This is a genomic window from Labrys neptuniae (assembly GCF_040797145.1).
In the GTDB taxonomy this organism is placed as follows: Bacteria; Pseudomonadota; Alphaproteobacteria; order Rhizobiales; family Labraceae; genus Labrys; species Labrys neptuniae.
Window position 1 is genome coordinate 1156361 of sequence record NZ_JBFNQD010000001.1, and the last position, 15488, is coordinate 1171848.

Annotated in this window: 14 protein-coding genes; 4 read left to right on the forward strand and 10 right to left on the reverse strand. The window is 63.3% G+C overall.

The annotated features are described in order from the left end of the window. The first annotated feature begins 67 nt into the window (after nucleotides 1–67). Both ABXS05_RS05545 and ABXS05_RS05550 read left to right on the forward strand, forming a co-directional pair. Nucleotides 68–970, forward strand: coding sequence for a PhzF family phenazine biosynthesis protein (locus tag ABXS05_RS05545; RefSeq protein ID WP_367623195.1), 903 nt, complete (start codon nucleotides 68–70; stop codon nucleotides 968–970). Beyond that, nucleotides 963–1667: an NUDIX hydrolase gene (locus ABXS05_RS05550; RefSeq protein ID WP_367623196.1), complete on the forward strand. Its 705-nt coding sequence runs from the start codon at nucleotides 963–965 to the stop codon at nucleotides 1665–1667. The genes ABXS05_RS05545 and ABXS05_RS05550 overlap by 8 nt, the downstream gene beginning before the upstream one ends. A gap of 9 nt (nucleotides 1668–1676) precedes the next feature. Here the strand turns inward: ABXS05_RS05550 and ABXS05_RS05555 are convergent, their stop codons facing one another. Beyond that, entirely contained in the window at nucleotides 1677–1934 is a 258-nt protein-coding gene (locus ABXS05_RS05555; protein WP_367623197.1) for a hypothetical protein, read from the reverse strand. A 382-nt stretch (nucleotides 1935–2316) separates the two neighbouring features. On the opposite strand from ABXS05_RS05555, the gene leuA reads away from it, so the two are divergent. Further along, on the forward strand, nucleotides 2317–4023 hold the full coding sequence (gene leuA / locus ABXS05_RS05560; protein WP_311945020.1) for a 2-isopropylmalate synthase: 1707 nt from the start codon (nucleotides 2317–2319) through the stop codon (nucleotides 4021–4023). Nucleotides 4024–4101: 78 nt separating this feature from the next. Here the strand turns inward: leuA and ABXS05_RS05565 are convergent, their stop codons facing one another. The 4 genes from ABXS05_RS05565 to ABXS05_RS05580 form a co-directional block, all read right to left on the reverse strand. After that, on the reverse strand, nucleotides 4102–4419 hold the full coding sequence (locus ABXS05_RS05565; RefSeq protein ID WP_311941533.1) for a putative hemolysin: 318 nt from the start codon (nucleotides 4417–4419) through the stop codon (nucleotides 4102–4104). A gap of 274 nt (nucleotides 4420–4693) precedes the next feature. Beyond that, the gene (locus ABXS05_RS05570; protein WP_367623198.1) at nucleotides 4694–5737 is read right to left on the reverse strand and encodes an ABC transporter permease; all 1044 of its coding nucleotides are present in this window, start codon (nucleotides 5735–5737) and stop codon (nucleotides 4694–4696) included. A gap of 81 nt (nucleotides 5738–5818) precedes the next feature. Next, nucleotides 5819–7342 carry a sugar ABC transporter ATP-binding protein gene (locus tag ABXS05_RS05575; RefSeq protein WP_367623199.1) on the reverse strand — a complete coding sequence of 508 codons (1524 nt, stop codon included), beginning with the start codon at nucleotides 7340–7342 and terminating at the stop codon, nucleotides 5819–5821. A 228-nt stretch (nucleotides 7343–7570) separates the two neighbouring features. Further along, a complete protein-coding gene (locus ABXS05_RS05580) occupies nucleotides 7571–8608 on the reverse strand; it encodes a sugar ABC transporter substrate-binding protein (RefSeq protein WP_149251383.1) in 1038 nt (345 codons plus the stop codon). Nucleotides 8609–8929: 321 nt separating this feature from the next. Between ABXS05_RS05580 and ABXS05_RS05585 the strand changes: the two genes are divergently transcribed. After that, nucleotides 8930–10156, forward strand: a complete 1227-nt coding sequence (locus ABXS05_RS05585) for an FAD-dependent oxidoreductase (protein ID WP_367623200.1) — start codon at nucleotides 8930–8932, stop codon at nucleotides 10154–10156. Between the two features lie 172 nt (nucleotides 10157–10328). On the opposite strand, the gene ABXS05_RS05590 is transcribed toward ABXS05_RS05585, so the two are convergent. From ABXS05_RS05590 to ilvN, 5 genes are all read right to left on the reverse strand, one after another. Next, nucleotides 10329–11636 (reverse strand): class I SAM-dependent methyltransferase, encoded by a 1308-nt coding sequence (locus ABXS05_RS05590; protein WP_367623201.1) that lies wholly within the window; start codon nucleotides 11634–11636, stop codon nucleotides 10329–10331. 57 nt (nucleotides 11637–11693) lie between these two features. Beyond that, on the reverse strand, nucleotides 11694–11963 hold the full coding sequence (locus ABXS05_RS05595; RefSeq protein WP_311942019.1) for an usg protein: 270 nt from the start codon (nucleotides 11961–11963) through the stop codon (nucleotides 11694–11696). A 260-nt stretch (nucleotides 11964–12223) separates the two neighbouring features. After that, complete coding sequence (locus ABXS05_RS05600; protein ID WP_311941552.1) at nucleotides 12224–13519, reverse strand: MFS transporter; 1296 nt, start codon at nucleotides 13517–13519, stop codon at nucleotides 12224–12226. Between the two features lie 140 nt (nucleotides 13520–13659). Next, entirely contained in the window at nucleotides 13660–14679 is a 1020-nt protein-coding gene (gene ilvC / locus ABXS05_RS05605; protein WP_311941555.1) for a ketol-acid reductoisomerase, read from the reverse strand. 164 nt (nucleotides 14680–14843) lie between these two features. After that, entirely contained in the window at nucleotides 14844–15380 is a 537-nt protein-coding gene (ilvN, locus tag ABXS05_RS05610; protein WP_202908416.1) for an acetolactate synthase small subunit, read from the reverse strand. Nucleotides 15381–15488: the final 108 nt, after the last annotated feature.

Sequence of the window (15488 nt, forward strand, 5' to 3'; positions counted from 1 at the left end):
GTCCGCGCGCAGAGCCCTGCCCTGCAGCCACTGTCCTTTACCCCTTTGCCTTGCGAGGAACCTTCTGATGCCCCGTCGTTTCTATACGCTCGATGTCTTCGCCGACCGTGCCCTGGCCGGTAACCCTCTGGCGGTGGTGCTCGATAGCGAGGGACTTGATGCCACCGCGATGCAGCAGATCGCACGCGAATTCAACCTGTCGGAGACTGTCTTCGTCCTGCCACCGGACGACGGCCGTCATCGAGCCCGCATCCGCATCTTCACGCCGGGCCTCGAAATGCCCTTCGCCGGGCACCCTACCGTTGGCACGGCCGTGCTCCTGGCACTGCTCGACCATGACCGCAAGCCGGGTGACTATCTGTTCGGGCTGGAGGAGCAGATCGGAATCGTGCCCTGTGCGGTCTCGCTCAAGGATGGCAGCGCCTATGCCCGGTTCGACATTCCGGCCCTGCCGACCGAGCGTGGCGCACCGGCAGCCACGAACCTGATCGCCGAAGCGCTCGGCCTGGGTGAACATCAGATCGGTTTCGAGAACCACCATCCCACCGTGTTCGGCACGGGTTTCCCCTATACGTTCGTGCCTGTCCGGTCGCTGGAAGCCATGGGACACATCCGCATCAATACCAGCCTGTGGACGGAGGCTTTCGGCCAGGAGGGCCTTGGCGCGGCCTATGCCTATACGCGCCAGACCGCCCAGGCCGGATCGAGCTTCCACGCCCGCATGTTCTCGCCCGGCGATGGCATCCCCGAGGACCCCGCCACCGGGTCGGCCGTGGCCGGGCTCACCGGCGTGATTGCCCGTTTCGATGATCTCGCCGACGGCACTCGGCATTTCCGCATCGAGCAGGGCTTCGAAATGGGCCGTCCTTCCCTGATCGACCTCACCATGACCATCAAGGGCACGCGTCAGGCCGGAGCCTCGATCGGCGGCGCAGCCGTGATCGTCAGCGAGGGAAGCCTGCATGTCTGAGCCGGAGATCGTCGAGCTCGACGCCATCGATTGCCGCCTGGAGCAACGGCCCTGGCGGTTCGCCGAGGAGAATGCCGAAGCGATAAGAGCGCATTGGCAGAAGGTGATCGAGGCCAAGCCGGCGAGCTTCAATGGCAAGATCCTGCTGCTGCATCGCTGGCAGATCATGGGACGCCGGTTCAGCGGCGCCTATCTGATGACCGATTATGCCAGCTTCCTGGCCTGGCGGGATTTCGGCATGCCGGGCGAGGCCCGGTGGAACTGTTTCGCCATGGCCGCGCTCGAGGCCGCCGACGGCGCCTTCCTGCTCGGCGAGATGGCCGAGCATACCTCCAATGCCGGAGCGATCTATTTCGCGGCCGGCACCCCGGACCCCTCCGACCTCGATGGCGATATCGTCAATCTCGCCGGCAGCGTGACCCGCGAACTGGAGGAGGAGACCGGGGTCACCACGGCCGACGTCGAAATCGCTTCCGGCTGGACCGCTGTCTTCCACGGCCCGCGCATCGCTCTGATGAAATCGGTGCGATCGCCCCTGTCTTCGGTCGAGCTCAAGGACGGGATCGAGCGCTTCCTGGCCGAAGACGAGAGGCCGGAACTCGAGCGCATGCATGTCGTTGCGTCACCGGCCGACATCCGCGCCGATCGCATGCCGGCCTTCCAATGCGCCTATCTGGCGCATCGGCTCGATACCTGACGACACGCCTTAGCGAACGGGGTAGCCGTGGCGGCGCTGCGTCGAGGAAATCAGCGCCTGGGCCTTGGCGTCGTCGCCGCCCCGGCAGGCCTGGCCCGCATCGGCCAGATCCTTGCTCATCGCATCATGCACCTTCTTGTCGGCAAAACCGGTCTTCACGTCACCGTCGATGACGCGCTGCACGAAGGCAATGCGCTCGGAGCAGGAAGCGGCCAGGGCCGACGATGACGAGATCGCCAGCAGGGCGAGACAGATCAGGAAGCGCATCGGGTAGGTCCATTGGTTGATGTCCTGTGATCGCAGGCAAGCGCGTCGCTCTCAAGTCCTTGCATCCACCTCTCCACCGCAAAGGCATTTTGGCGTCGTGCCCGTCGCGGCATTTCCCCTTGCCCCCTCCATCACAGCACTGTACAAGCCCTTGCACCTGATGGCTCCGGGCCATCACAGGAAAGGGATCGAGCCGTGGCGATATCGCCCGCCAAATTCGAGACGCTTGCGCATCCGGCGCCGGCGCTCGCGCTCGCCCTCCTTTCCGGCCTCCTCCTTAGCCGCCCCTGAGGGCCGGCCGGGCTTCAGCCTGGGCGCTCAGGGGAATACGATCGCGGTCGACTAGCCTCGCCGCCCCTTTCTTTGGCTAAGAGTTTTCGACATGACATATGCAGGCAAGGTTTCTCAGTTTTCCGCTCCCAAGGTTGACGTCGCCGCCAAATACAAGCCGTGGCCGCCGATCGACCTGCCGGACCGCCAATGGCCCTCCCGTGCCATTACGCAGGCGCCGACTTGGTGCGCCGTCGATTTGCGCGACGGCAACCAGGCGCTGATCGAGCCGATGGGCCACGAGCGCAAATTGCGCATGTGGGACACGCTCGTCGGCATGGGCTTCAAGGAGATCGAGGTCGGCTTTCCCTCGGCCTCGCAGACCGATTTCGATTTCGTTCGCTTCCTGATCGAGACGGGCCGCATTCCCGACGGTGTTGCCATCCAGGTGCTGACGCAGGCGCGCGAGGAATTGATCCGCCGCACCTTCGAGAGCCTGAAAGGCGTGAAATGCGCCATCGTGCATCTCTACAACTCGACCTCCGAGCTGCAGCGCCGCATCGTCTTCCGCCAGGACCGCGCCGGCATCCGCGACATCGCCGTCAACGGCGCCAAGCTGATCATGCAGCTCACCAAGGAACTGGGCATGGAGGCGAATATCCGCCACCAATATTCGCCCGAGAGCTTCATGGGCACCGAACTCGACTTCTCCAAGGAGATCTGCGAGGCGGTGATGGACGTCTACCAGCCCACCCCCGACAATAAGCTGATCCTGAATCTGCCGCTCACGGTCGAAATGTCGACGCCCAACGTCTATGCCGACCAGATCGAATGGATGTCGCGCAACATCAAGAATCGCGACAGCGTCATCATCTCGCTGCATCCGCACAATGACCGCGGCACCGGCGTGGCGGCGACCGAGCTCGGCCTGATGGCCGGGGCGGACCGTGTCGAGGGCACGCTGTTCGGCAATGGCGAGCGCACCGGCAATGTCGACCTCGTCATCCTGGCGGGCAACCTGATCATGTCGGGCGTCGATCCTCAGGTCGACATCTCCGACGTCAACGGCCTGGTGCGCGTGGCCGAGCATTGCAACCAGCTGCCGATCCACCCGCGCCATCCCTATGCCGGCGAGTTGGTGTTCACAGCCTTCTCCGGCTCGCACCAGGACGCGATCAACAAGGGCTTCAAGGCAATCGAGACGGCGACCTCGCCGGTGTGGGAAGTGCCCTATCTGCCGATCGACCCGAAGGATCTCGGCCGTTCCTATGAGGCGGTGATCCGCATCAATTCGCAATCCGGCAAGGGCGGCATCGCCTATATCCTGGAAAAGGAACACGGCATCGAATTGCCGCGCCTGCTGCAGGTCGAATTCTCGAAGGTGGTGCAGGGCATCGCAGACGGCGAAGGCGTCGAGCTCGGCGCCGACCGGCTGTGGGATGCCTTCACCCGCGAATATATCGACAATGGGCGCTACGCTTTCCTCTCTCACCAGATCGTCGGCGACACGGAGAGCGAGGAGCGAACCATCACCGCGCGCATTCGCGATGAAGGTGTCGAAAAGACCATCACCGGTGTCGGCAACGGCCCGATCGATGCCTTCGTAGCTGCGATGCGGGCCGAGAGCGGTCTCGACTTCGATGTCGCCAATTATCGCGAGCACGCCATGGGTTCGGGTGCCAATGCGGCGGCCGTGTCCTATGTCGAATTGCGCATTGCCGACGGCTCCACCTTGTTCGGCGTCGGCATCGACAAGGACACCACCAAATCAGCCCTCAAGGCTGTGACTTCCGGTGTGAACCGCATCCTCAAGCGCTGATCGGCAACTTGCTTGCCACAAAAAGGAAGCCGGCCCTGAGGCCGGCTTCTTTCTTGCTGAAGCCAGGAAAGACCGCCCTTACTGAGGCAGGGTCGCCTGCGGCTGCCGGTTGGCGCTGCGATAGAGCTTCCATTCGTCGACGCGCCGGCCATCCGGCAGCTGGCAATCGGCACGCTGGCCTCTCGCCGACTGCACGGGGATGGACCTGCCGCCCTGCTGCGCACAATAGGTCGAGGCCGGATTCGCCATGCCGGGCGCCTGTGGCGTCGCCATGCCGGGCGTCGGCGGTGCTGTCATGCCGGCCGCCTGCGGATCCGCCATCGGATCTTGCTGGTTAGAGACACACCCCGTCACGATGAGGCAGGCGAATACCAGCGGATAGAACATCTTCTGCATGGTACCTCCAGTGCTTTTTCGATGGATGGATTGAGGAGCGTGTCCGTGCCGCATGAGGAGCAGCGCACGATGCGAACAGCGTCCGCATCATCCTGGGACGCTCCGGTCAGGGGACAGTCTCTGAAGCGCCCCCACCGTTACCTATATCCTATTTCTCTCGATCTTGAACCCCGAATATCCGAATTGCCCACAGATCTACCCTAGAGACAATATAATAGGACATGGCCCGCAAATAGCGGGCCATGATGGAATTACTGTGCTATTCGGAAATCCTCTATCCTGCCGTGGCGCTCTCATCGCGCAGGCGCTGTGCGTACACATTGATGATCAGTGCGATCAACAGAATGATGCCGCGGATCAGGATCTTGAGGAAGCTGTCGATCTCGACATGATCGAGGCCATTGTTGAGCACACCGAGCACGCACAGACCGACGATGGTGTTGCCGATGCCGCCGCGCCCGCCGAACAGGCTGGTACCTCCGACCACGACGGCCGCGATGGCATCGAGCAGATAGCCGGTGAACTCGTTCTGCTGTGCGCTGCCGAAATGGGCGACGCCCACCATGCCCGCCACACCCGAGCATAGAGCCGCGATTACCATCACGCTGGCCAGGATCATCTTGACGTTGATGCCCGAGAATTCCGCTGCCTCGCGGTTGCCGCCCACCATGTAGATGTAGCGGCCAAAGCGCGTATAGGTCAGCACGATATGGCCAACGCCGAGGAAGACCGCCAGCACGATGACGATCCAGGGCAGACCGCCGACGCTGCCCGAGCCCAGTGTCGAGACCAGGTCCGGCACCGCATAGGCGATCTGGCCCCGCAGCAGCAGCGCACAGATACCGTCGGCGATCTGCATCATCGCCAGCGTCATGATGAAGGAGGGAATGCCGATCCGCGTCAAGCCGAAGGCGTTCACCAGCCCCAGCGCCGCGCAGGCCACCAAGGCCAGCACGATCGCCACGCCGCCGGGCATGATGAAATTGGCGTTGGCGATGTTCACATAGGATTCCTGCGCCGTGAAGAACGCCACCGCCACGCCTGTGACGTTGGCGACCGAGGCGACCGACAGATCGATCTCCCCGCACAGGATCACGAAAGTCAGCCCGACGGCGATGATGCCCGTCACCGAGATCTGCACCAGGATATTGGCCAGATTGTCGAGCGAGAGGAAGGAAGGGCTCGCCACTGCAAAGAAAATCACCAACGCCAGCAAGGTGGCGAAAGGCGCGATGTTGCGCATCTGGTTGCGCAAGATCGCGCCAAGGCCTTGGCGTGCAAACTGCGCCTGGCTGCCATCCTGAACCGGTGTGCTCATTCCTCAAAACTCCTAACCGATCTGGAGTGCCAGCCTCCGGCCGACAAGCCAAAGAAATGTCAGCCGGAGGCTGACACTCCGTCAGGCCGCTTCCAGCAATTTGTCCTTCGAGATCGTCTCGGCTGCGAACTCGCGCACGATCCGTCCCTTCTTCATCACCACGACCCGATCGGCCAGCGAGAGCACGGTCTCAGGCTCCGCCGAAACCACGATCACCGCGAGCCCCTTGTCGCGCAGGTCGCGCACGATCTTCACCACATCGTCCTTGGCGCCGACATCCATGCCGCGGGTCGGCTCCGACAGGATCAGGACCTTGGGCATGTGGGTCAGCCATTTGGCGAGGGCAACCTTCTGCTGGTTGCCGCCCGAGAGCGAGCCAAGCAGGGCGTTCACCATGGGCGGGCGGATATGCAGGGCCTCGATATGTCCCTGCGCGGTCTTGCGCTCCACGCCCGGCTTCAGCCAGAGCCGCGAGATCTTCTCGAGAATGCTGATCGAGATGTTGCGATAGAGCGGCTGATGATGGAACAGCATCGAGCGTCGGCTCTCCGGCACGAAGGCGATACCCGCCTCGCGCGCCTGCGCCGTATTGCGCAGGGTCCTGGCCTTGCCCTCCAGCTCGATATGCCCCTGGGCCGGCTTGAGCTTGCCGAACAGCGCGCGGGCGAATTCGAGCTGGCCGCAGCCCATGAAGCCATAGACACCGAGCACTTCGCCCGCACGAACGTCGAGCGTCACGTCGGCAAAGGCCCGCCCATAGCTGAGGCCCTGCGTCGCCAGCACGGGCGCGCCTTCCGGTCTTGCCGGCAAGGCGATCGACCCCGAATAGCTTTCCTCCAGCCCCTCATGGCCTCGGCCGATCATGTGTTCGATCAGCCAGTTCTTGTCGATGCCCTCGGTCGAATGGGAGATGACGTGGCGGCCGTTGCGGAAGATCGTCACCGCATCGGAAATGCTCAGGATGTCGTCGAGGAAATGCGAGATGAAGACGATGCTGCGGCCGTCGGCCCGCACCTTGCGCAGCACCTCGAACAGCCGCTGCACCTCCGGCGGCGAAAGCGCCGATGTCGGCTCGTCGAGGATGATGATGCGCGCGCCTGAGAACAGCACGCGGGCGAGTTCGATCAATTGCTGCAGGCCGATCGGCAACGCCCCGATGCGCATGCGCGGATCGACGTCGATGCCGAGATTGCGCAACTGCTCGCGCGCGCCCTTCACCATGGCCGGCCAGTCGACTAGGCCGAGAGCATTGAGCGGTTGCTTGCCGAGATAGACATTCTCGGCGACGGTAAGATCGGGAACGATCGAGAGTTCCTGATGGACCATGGAGATGCCGGCGGCGAGGGAGTCATGGGCGGAGCGGAAATGCACCTGCCTGCCATCGATCTCCAGGCTGCCCTGATATTCGGTGTGCACCCCGGCGATGATCTTCATCATCGTCGACTTGCCCGCCCCGTTCTCGCCGACCAGGCCGTGGATCTCACCGGCCCGCAGCGTGAAATCCACGCCCTTAAGGGCCGCCACGCCACCAAAGGACTTGAAGATGTCGGTCATCTTCAGGCGCGGAGGCGCATCGGCCGTCGATTGCTTGTCGTCTGGCGCCATCATGCCTCTCGGAAAGCCGTGGTGTGCTTGGTTTCGGACTGGAATCGAAAAGTCGCGGCCAATTCGGGAGAAACGCCACTTTTGTCATGCCCGGGCTCGTCCCGGGCATCCAGATACCGCAACCCGATGGGTCCGTGGCCCTGGATCACCGGGACGAGCCCGGTGATGACAAAAAGTGGAGGTTCCCACCATTCTTCCGGCTTGTTCGTTCAAACCGGCACGCCGACCTCAGATCAGATAGTGCTTTTCCATCCAGAGCATGCCGGCCGCATTGTCCTTGGTGACGACGGGACCGTCGGTGACGACATTCTTGGGAATGCCGCCTTCGCCGGTCTTCTCGCCACCGACCACGGCCGCGACACCGGCGACGATCGCCCCGCCATGGATGCGGCAGGACGGGTTGCGCACGGTGGCGAACATGCGTCCGTCCGCAACGGCCGAAATGGCTGGCGGCATGGCATCGACGCCGCCGATCTTGATGTCGGTACGGTTGCGCGCCTTCATGATGTTGTAGGCGGCGAGCGCCATGTCGTCATTGTGGAAGAAGGCCGCATCGATCTGCGGATATTTGGTCAGGTAGGTCTCCCATAGGCGGGCTGCCTTGGTGACGTCCCAGTCGGCGGGCTGCGTATCCAACACCTCGATGTTGGGGAACTGCTTCACCACGCTTTCGAAGCCCCTGGCGCGGCCCTGGGCACCGGTGTGGCCGAGGGCGCCCTGGGTCATGATGATCTTGCCCTTGCCGCCAATAGCGTTGCACAGGGCCTGCGTGACCGACGCGCCCATGAACTCGTTGTTCGGGGCGAGGAAGCTGTGCACGTTGATCTTGTCGAGCGGTGCGATCAGCGTGTCCATGTCGATCACGGGAATGCCGGCATCGATCATCTTCTGCACGGGCTGGGTTAGCGTGCCGATGCCGAAGGCCTGGATGGCGACGAAGTCCCATTTCTGGGAGGCCATGTTGTCGATGGCGGCGCGCTGCTTGACCGCATCGAGCTGGCCGTCAAACCAGGTGACCTCGACATTGAAGAGTTTGCCCCAATATTCGGCGGCTTCCTTGCCCTGGGCGCACCAAGTCGCCTGCAGGCCCGCGTTGGAGAAGGCCGCCTTGAGCGGCTTTTCGGAGCGGCCGGCCACCTTCGCGGCCTCGGCGGCAAAGGCCGGATCGAGGCCGAATCCCCCGAATAGGGCCGCGGCAGCGCCGGCGGAGAACGAAGCAGAACGAATAAAATCGCGCCGCGTATGCGGCGTCCTGTCCTTAGGCATCCATTTCCTCCCTCGAGCAAAGCGTGTTCAGAACGCTTGTTTGCTCTCACCCTTTGTTTCGACGCGTCCTTGCGATTCCCGGCGATTCCACCAAATCGCAAAGCGCTCCGGCATATTGCTTTCGGCGCACAGCACCGATGCGGCTCTTTGCGAGCCTGGCGCAGGCGGTTGAATCCGCTGCGCTGACACCATCTTATGTTTGTTCCGACAATTGACAACCGCTATTCTTTTGACCGGATAGTTTCTTCAAGCTGGCGAGCGCTGTGGACCGGTACCGCAGCCCGGTGGCAAGACCCATTCGGCCACAGTACGGTCATGGGCATGGTCAAGCTTTCCATTGCCATCGTCGGCGCGGGCGTCGCCGGTCTGGCGTCAGCCTCCTGTCTCGCCGATGCAGGCCACCGCGTGGTGGTGTTCGAGCGCTTCGAGCAGGCCAAACCGGTGGGCGCCGGGCTTTTGCTGCAGCCGACGGGCTTGGCCGTGCTCGATCGCCTCGACCTGCGCGAGGGTGCCTCCGCCCTGGGCAGCCGAATCGAGCGCCTGTACGGACGCTGCGGCCCGACGGGGCCCCTGATCTTCGATCGGCGTTATGACGAGCTGCTCCCCGGGCTCCACGGGATCGGCATTCACAGGGCCAGCCTGTTCCATTTGCTGATGGCGGCGGCCGAAGCGCGCGGCATTGCCCTGGAGCAATCAGCCGACATCACCGGCATCGAGAGCATCGAGAACCGGCCCGTGCTCGAGGACTCGGCCGGACGGCGACATGGCCCCTTCGATCTGGTGGTCGATGCCGGCGGCGCCCGCTCAAGCCTGCGCGACAGGCTCGGCGCACCGCAGCGGCGGCCTTATCGGCATGGCGCGGTCTGGGGCGTGGCCGGGGATACCGGCTTCGGCCGCGACGCCCTGCAGCAGCGTTACCGAACGGCGCGCTTCATGATCGGCGTGCTGCCGGTGGGACGCCTGCCCCATGATCCCACCCCGCTCAATGCCTTCTTCTGGAGCATGCCGGTCGAGGATCTCGATCGCTGGAGCGAGACCGATCTCGCCGCCTGGCGGGCCGAGGTCACCGCGATCTGGCCGGAAACAGCGGCGCTGACGCGGCAATTCACCCGGCACGAGCAGCTGACGCCGGCGCGCTATGCCCAATTGACCGTTGCCGATCCGGTTAAAGGGCGCCTCGTCCTGATCGGCGATGCCTGGCACCAGACCAGCCCGCAGCTCGGCCAGGGCGCCAACATGGCGCTGTTGGATGCGGCTGCCCTTGCGGACGCTCTCAGCCTGCACCGGGATATCGATGACGCCCTGCCCGCTTTCGTGGCGCAGCGCCGTGGCCACATCCGCTTCTACCAGATGGCCAGCACCGTGCTGACCCAGTTCTTCCAGTCGCATTCGCGGCTGACAGGACCGGTGCGGAACCTCGCCTTCGGCCCGATGGGCCGACTACCCTGGCTGCGCTCCGAAATGGTCAAGACCCTCGCGGGCCTGAAGACCGGCCCCTTCTCCTGGCGCGCGCCGGCGGAGCTGGCCGGTTTGGTTTCTCCGTCCTGACCGGCTCGGAGGTGTCGACAAGCACGTGAAGCGCCGTCTTTGTCATGCCCGGGCTTGACCCGGGCATCCAGCGGTCCCGACTTCAATGCCCGCAAGGAAGGCTGGATCGCCGGGTCAAGCCCGGCAATGACAAAGGTAGAGCCAATCCGCTTCGTCTATTGTGGACGATCCCTCAGCGGTAAAGATCCTCGCGCGTCGGCGGCAGGCCGGAGGGGCCCTTCGCCTTGCGGGAGGCCAATGTCTGGAAGATGCCGACCGCGGACCGCTCGAAGGCCAGCGAGCAGCCGGCGAGGTAGAGCAGCCAGATCCGGGTCTTGGCCTCGCCCACCTCAGCCGCAGCCTGGTCGCGCCTTGCATAGAGATTTTCGGCCCAGGCCTTGGTGGTGCGTGCATAGTGCTCACGCCAGGCCTCGACGTCGTGCACCTCGAAGCCATTGCCCTCCAGGCCGTTGGACGACATGCCGACGGTGTCGAGCTCGCCACCCGGGAAGATGTAGCGGGTCAGCGCCGCAAATTCCGGCCGCTTCTTGCGGAATTTCTTCATGTCGCGCTTGGCTGGCCGGGCAATGGCATGGTGCAAATAGAGCCCACGCGGCCGCAGCAGGCTATGGATCTTCCGGAAATAGGCTTCGTGATTGTCGAGCCCGACATGTTCGAACATGCCGATGGAGGAGACCTTGTCGTAGCTGCCGGTCAGGTCGCGATAATCCTTGAGCTCGACGGTGACGCGGTCCTGGAGGCCGAGGCGGGCGATGCGCTCCTGGGCGAAATCGAACTGCTCCTGGGCCAGGGTCACGCCGTGCGCCGTGACGCCATAGTGCTGGGCGGCATGGCAGATCAGTCCAGCCCAACCCGAGCCGATGTCGAGGAAGCGGTCGCCCGGCTGCAGCCGCAGCTTGCGGCAGATCATGTCGAACTTCGCCGTCTGCGCTTCGTCGAGCGTGGTTTCGGGCCTCGGCCAATAGGCGCAGGTATAGGCCATGGTCGGTCCCAGAAAGAGGCCGTAGAACTCGTTCGACAGGTCGTAATGGAACTGGACGAGCGGCTTGTCGTCCCGGCCCTTCTCGACCTTGTCCTCGATCTTGCCGGCGAAATCATGTTTTTCACCGGCACCCTGCTTGGGCAGGGAACGGGTGACGAAGGGCCACAGGCCACGGGCGAGCTGCAACTTGCTCAGGCGCTTGAACAGGCCCTTGGTGTTCATGCTTCCGCGCCGTTCAGCGACATCCAGAAGCGTGCCGCCCTCAATGGTGAGGCTGCCATCCGCCAAGAGCTGGATGAGCTGGTCGAACAGCGCGTGCGGCCGCCGCACCAGCCGGGTGATCGCATCGGCGTCCGCGATCTTGAGGCGCAGATCCGTGCGGGCCTTCGGGCCGAGCGGCACGACCTCGCCGTTCCACAATTCGACAGCAAGGTCGGCCTGCAGCTGATCGGCCAGATGCGAAATCAGCCGCTTGGCGGCATTGAGATATTTGTCCACGGGGCCTCCGCACGATTGGGAGGCGTTATACCGTGATTTGCAGGCGGCGCCAGCGTCTCAGTGGATGCGGAACTCCTGTCCGACCGCACGCAGCTCGGCAGGCTTTATCAGTCCGCTGTGCGACACGGTCACCGAATGCAGGGCACCTTCGAGCTTGTCGCGCCAGAAGGCCAGGAACCTGTGCAATTCCGGAAAGGCCGGAGCCAGATCATATTCCTGCCAGACATAGGCCTGCAGCAACGCCGGATGATCCGGCAGACGATAGAGAATATTGGCCGTGGTGAGACCGTACCCTTCCAACTGACGCCGAAACGCAACAGACACCATTTCCGTCACCTCCATGGTGATTGGAGACAGCATGATTGCACCGCAACCTTAAGGAAATGGCAACATCAATTTGGAATTAATCCATAAGAATCAATATCTTATCACTCAATGAACGGGAGTGCTGCTAAAGCATTAAAGCCGGGGCAATGCGGCTCGCCTAAGCGCCTTCGAGTTTGCACGACCTTTGTCCTCGCCGGGCTTGACCCGGCAAGGACAAATCGGAGCCCTTCCTGCGGCTACGGGCAAGAGATCTTTTCGCCTCAGTCGATCGCCTGCCCCGTGCGATCGCGCATGGTGGCCAGGGTCAGGACGCTGACGAGCGCCGCCGCCGCCACATAGAAGGAGGGCGCGATGGTGAGCCCGGTCTTCTCGATCAGCAGCGTCACGATCAAGGCGGCGAAGCCGCCGAACAGGGCCACGGCGAAATTATAGGCAAGCGACAGGCCGGTCGAGCGCAAGGCGGCCGGGAATTGTTCGGCCAGCAACGCCGGAGCGGGTCCAGTGAAGGCGGCGAGCAAGAGGCCGAGTATGACCTGCACCACGATGAGCACCGGCAGGGTCGGATTGGCGCTAAGCCAGGCAAACAACGGAATCACCAGGACACCGATGGCGATGGCCGCCATGAGCAGGAGGGTCTTGCGGCCGATGCGGTCCGACAGCCGGCCGGCGATAGGGCAACCCAGCATCAGCACGATGCCGCCGAGCGTGGTGGAGATGAAAGCGTCCTTGGCCGGGATCTTCAGGAACTTCTCGACATAGAGCGGCATGTAGAACAGCAGCACATAGGTGCAGACGGTCCACAGGATGGTGACGCCGAAACCGGAGGCGACGCCGCGGCCATGGGCACTCAGCGTCTCGAACAAGGGGCTCGCGCTCTTGCGCGTGGTCTCGGCCGAGAAGACCGGCGTCTCGTCGAGGCGGGCCCGGATATAGAGCCCCACCGGCCCGATCAGCAGGCCGAACCAGAACGGCACGCGCCAGCCCCAGCTCTCCACCGCTTCCTGCGGCAGAAACTGGGTGATGGCGACGCCGCACAACCCACCCAGCACCACCGCGAGCGCCTGGCTGGTCTGCTGCCAGCTCGCCGCCAGGCCTCGCTCGGCAGGCCTGGCATATTCGACCAGATAGGAAGTGGCGCTGCCGACTTCGCCGCCGGCCGAAAAACCCTGGATCAGGCGGGCCAGCATCAGCACCACCGCTCCGAACACGCCGGCCTGCGCATAGGTCGGCGCAAAGCCGAGCAAGGCCGTGCCGAGCGCCATGGTCAGGATGGTGATGGTGAGGGCGGCCTTGCGGCCATGACGATCGGCATAGACACCGAGGACGATGGCGCCGACCGGTCGCATGCAGAAACCGACGCCATAGACCGTGACGGTCAGAAGGATGGCGGTCAGCGGATCTTCCTTGGGAAAGAACTGCCGCGAGATCAGGGCTGCGAAGAAACCGTAGACGGTGAAGTCGAACCATTCCAGGCCGTTGCCGATGGTCGCCGCAACAATGGCGTGCCGTCGCTTGCGATCAGAAACGAGAATCCCGGCCGATGATTCGATCGTCATACCCAATATCTCCGTTTAAGCGGTTTGGTATGACATTTGACAGTGTGATGACGACACTGTCCAGACCGTCTCCCGATTCAAATGAACCGGGAGACAGGATTGCTACACTTCAGTATTCGGAAAACAATACTTCCGAAAGCTTAGTTGCGGGCCTTGTCGACCAGCTTGCCCTTGCTGATCCAGGGCATCATACCGCGCAGCTTCTCGCCGACCACTTCGATCTGGTGAGCGTCGTTCAGGCGGCGAATACCCTTGAAGCGCGAGGCGCCGGAGCGATATTCCTGCATCCAGTCGGAGGTGAACTTGCCGGTCTGGATGTCCTTGAGGACGCGCTTCATCTCGGCCTTGGTCTCGTCGGTGATGATGCGCGGACCGGTGACATATTCGCCCCACTCGGCCGTGTTGGAGATCGAGTAGTTCATGTTGGCGATGCCGCCCTCATAGATGAGGTCGACGATCAGCTTCACTTCGTGCAGGCACTCGAAATAAGCCATTTCGGGCGCGTAGCCGGCTTCTACCAGCGTCTCGAAGCCGGCACGGATCAGCTCGACCAGGCCGCCGCAGAGCACGGCCTGCTCGCCGAACAGGTCGGTTTCGCATTCTTCCTTGAAGTTGGTCTCGATCACACCCGAACGGCCGCCGCCCACGCCGCAGGCATAGGAGAGCGCGATGTCATGGGCGTTGCCAGAGGCATCGTGATGGATGGCGATCAGGCAGGGCACGCCGCCGCCCTTCTCATATTCGCCGCGCACGGTGTGGCCCGGGCCCTTGGGCGCGATCATGATGACGTCGACGGTCTTCTTCGGCTCGATCAGGCCGAAATGCACGTTGAGGCCGTGGGCGAAGGCGATCGCGGCGCCGTCCTTGATATGGGGAGCAATTTCGTCGCGATAGATGTCGGCCTGCAGTTCGTCGGGGGTGGCCATCATCAGGAGGTCGCCCCACTTGGCAGCGTCCGGCACGGTCATGACCTTGAGGCCGTCGGCTTCCACCTTCTTGGCGGTGGTCGAGCCCGGGCGCAACGCGATCGCGATCTCCTTGACGCCCGAATCCTTGAGGTTCATCGCATGGGCACGGCCCTGCGAGCCGTAGCCGACGATCACCACCTTCTTGGTCTTGATCAGGTTCAGATCGGCGTCGCGATCATAGTAAACGCGCATGGTCCCTTGTCCTTCAGACAGTTCATGATGGGGAAATGATGCGGGCGAATAGCCCGACATCGGGTTTGAAGCAATGTTTGTGATGAGAAAAAGCGCGATGGGCTTCATTTCTTGCGCCCATCGCCCTGTTGGCGCATGGAAAGAAGGGCCTAGAGCGCTTCGTTCTAGAGCGGCTCCGGGCCGCGGGCGATCGCCGCGATGCCGGTACGCGAGACCTCGACGAGGCCGATCGGGCGCATCAGCTCGATGAACTGGTCGAGCTTCTCGCCCTTGCCGGTCAGTTCGAACACGAAGCTCTCGACGGTGGCGTCGATCACCCGGGCCCGGAAGGCATCGGCGATGCGCAAGGCCTCGCTGCGCGCCTCGCCCTTGCCGCGCACCTTGATCAGCATGAGCTCCCGTTCAAGGGCCTTGCCGGTCAAGGTGAGGTCGACGACCTTATGGACGGGAACGAGGCGGTCGAGCTGCGCCTTGATCTGCTCGATCACGCTGGCGGTGCCGGTGGTGACCACGGTGATGCGCGAGACGTGCTCGGCATGCTGGGTCTCCGACACCGTCAGGCTTTCGATGTTGTAGCCACGACCCGAGAACAGGCCGACGACGCGGGCTAGGACACCCGGCTCGTTGTCGACCTCCACCACGAGGGTGTGGGTCACGATCGTCTCGGCCGTCGAGGCCATGAAATAGGCGGATCCGGTCATTGGGGGTTCCAGATGGATGTGGGGCGGTGGAGCGCTCCTGGGACCGCCGGCATCTTGCCGGCTCTTTCTTTTTCTTCGAACCCGATGGTTCCAAGAGCCGGCAAGATG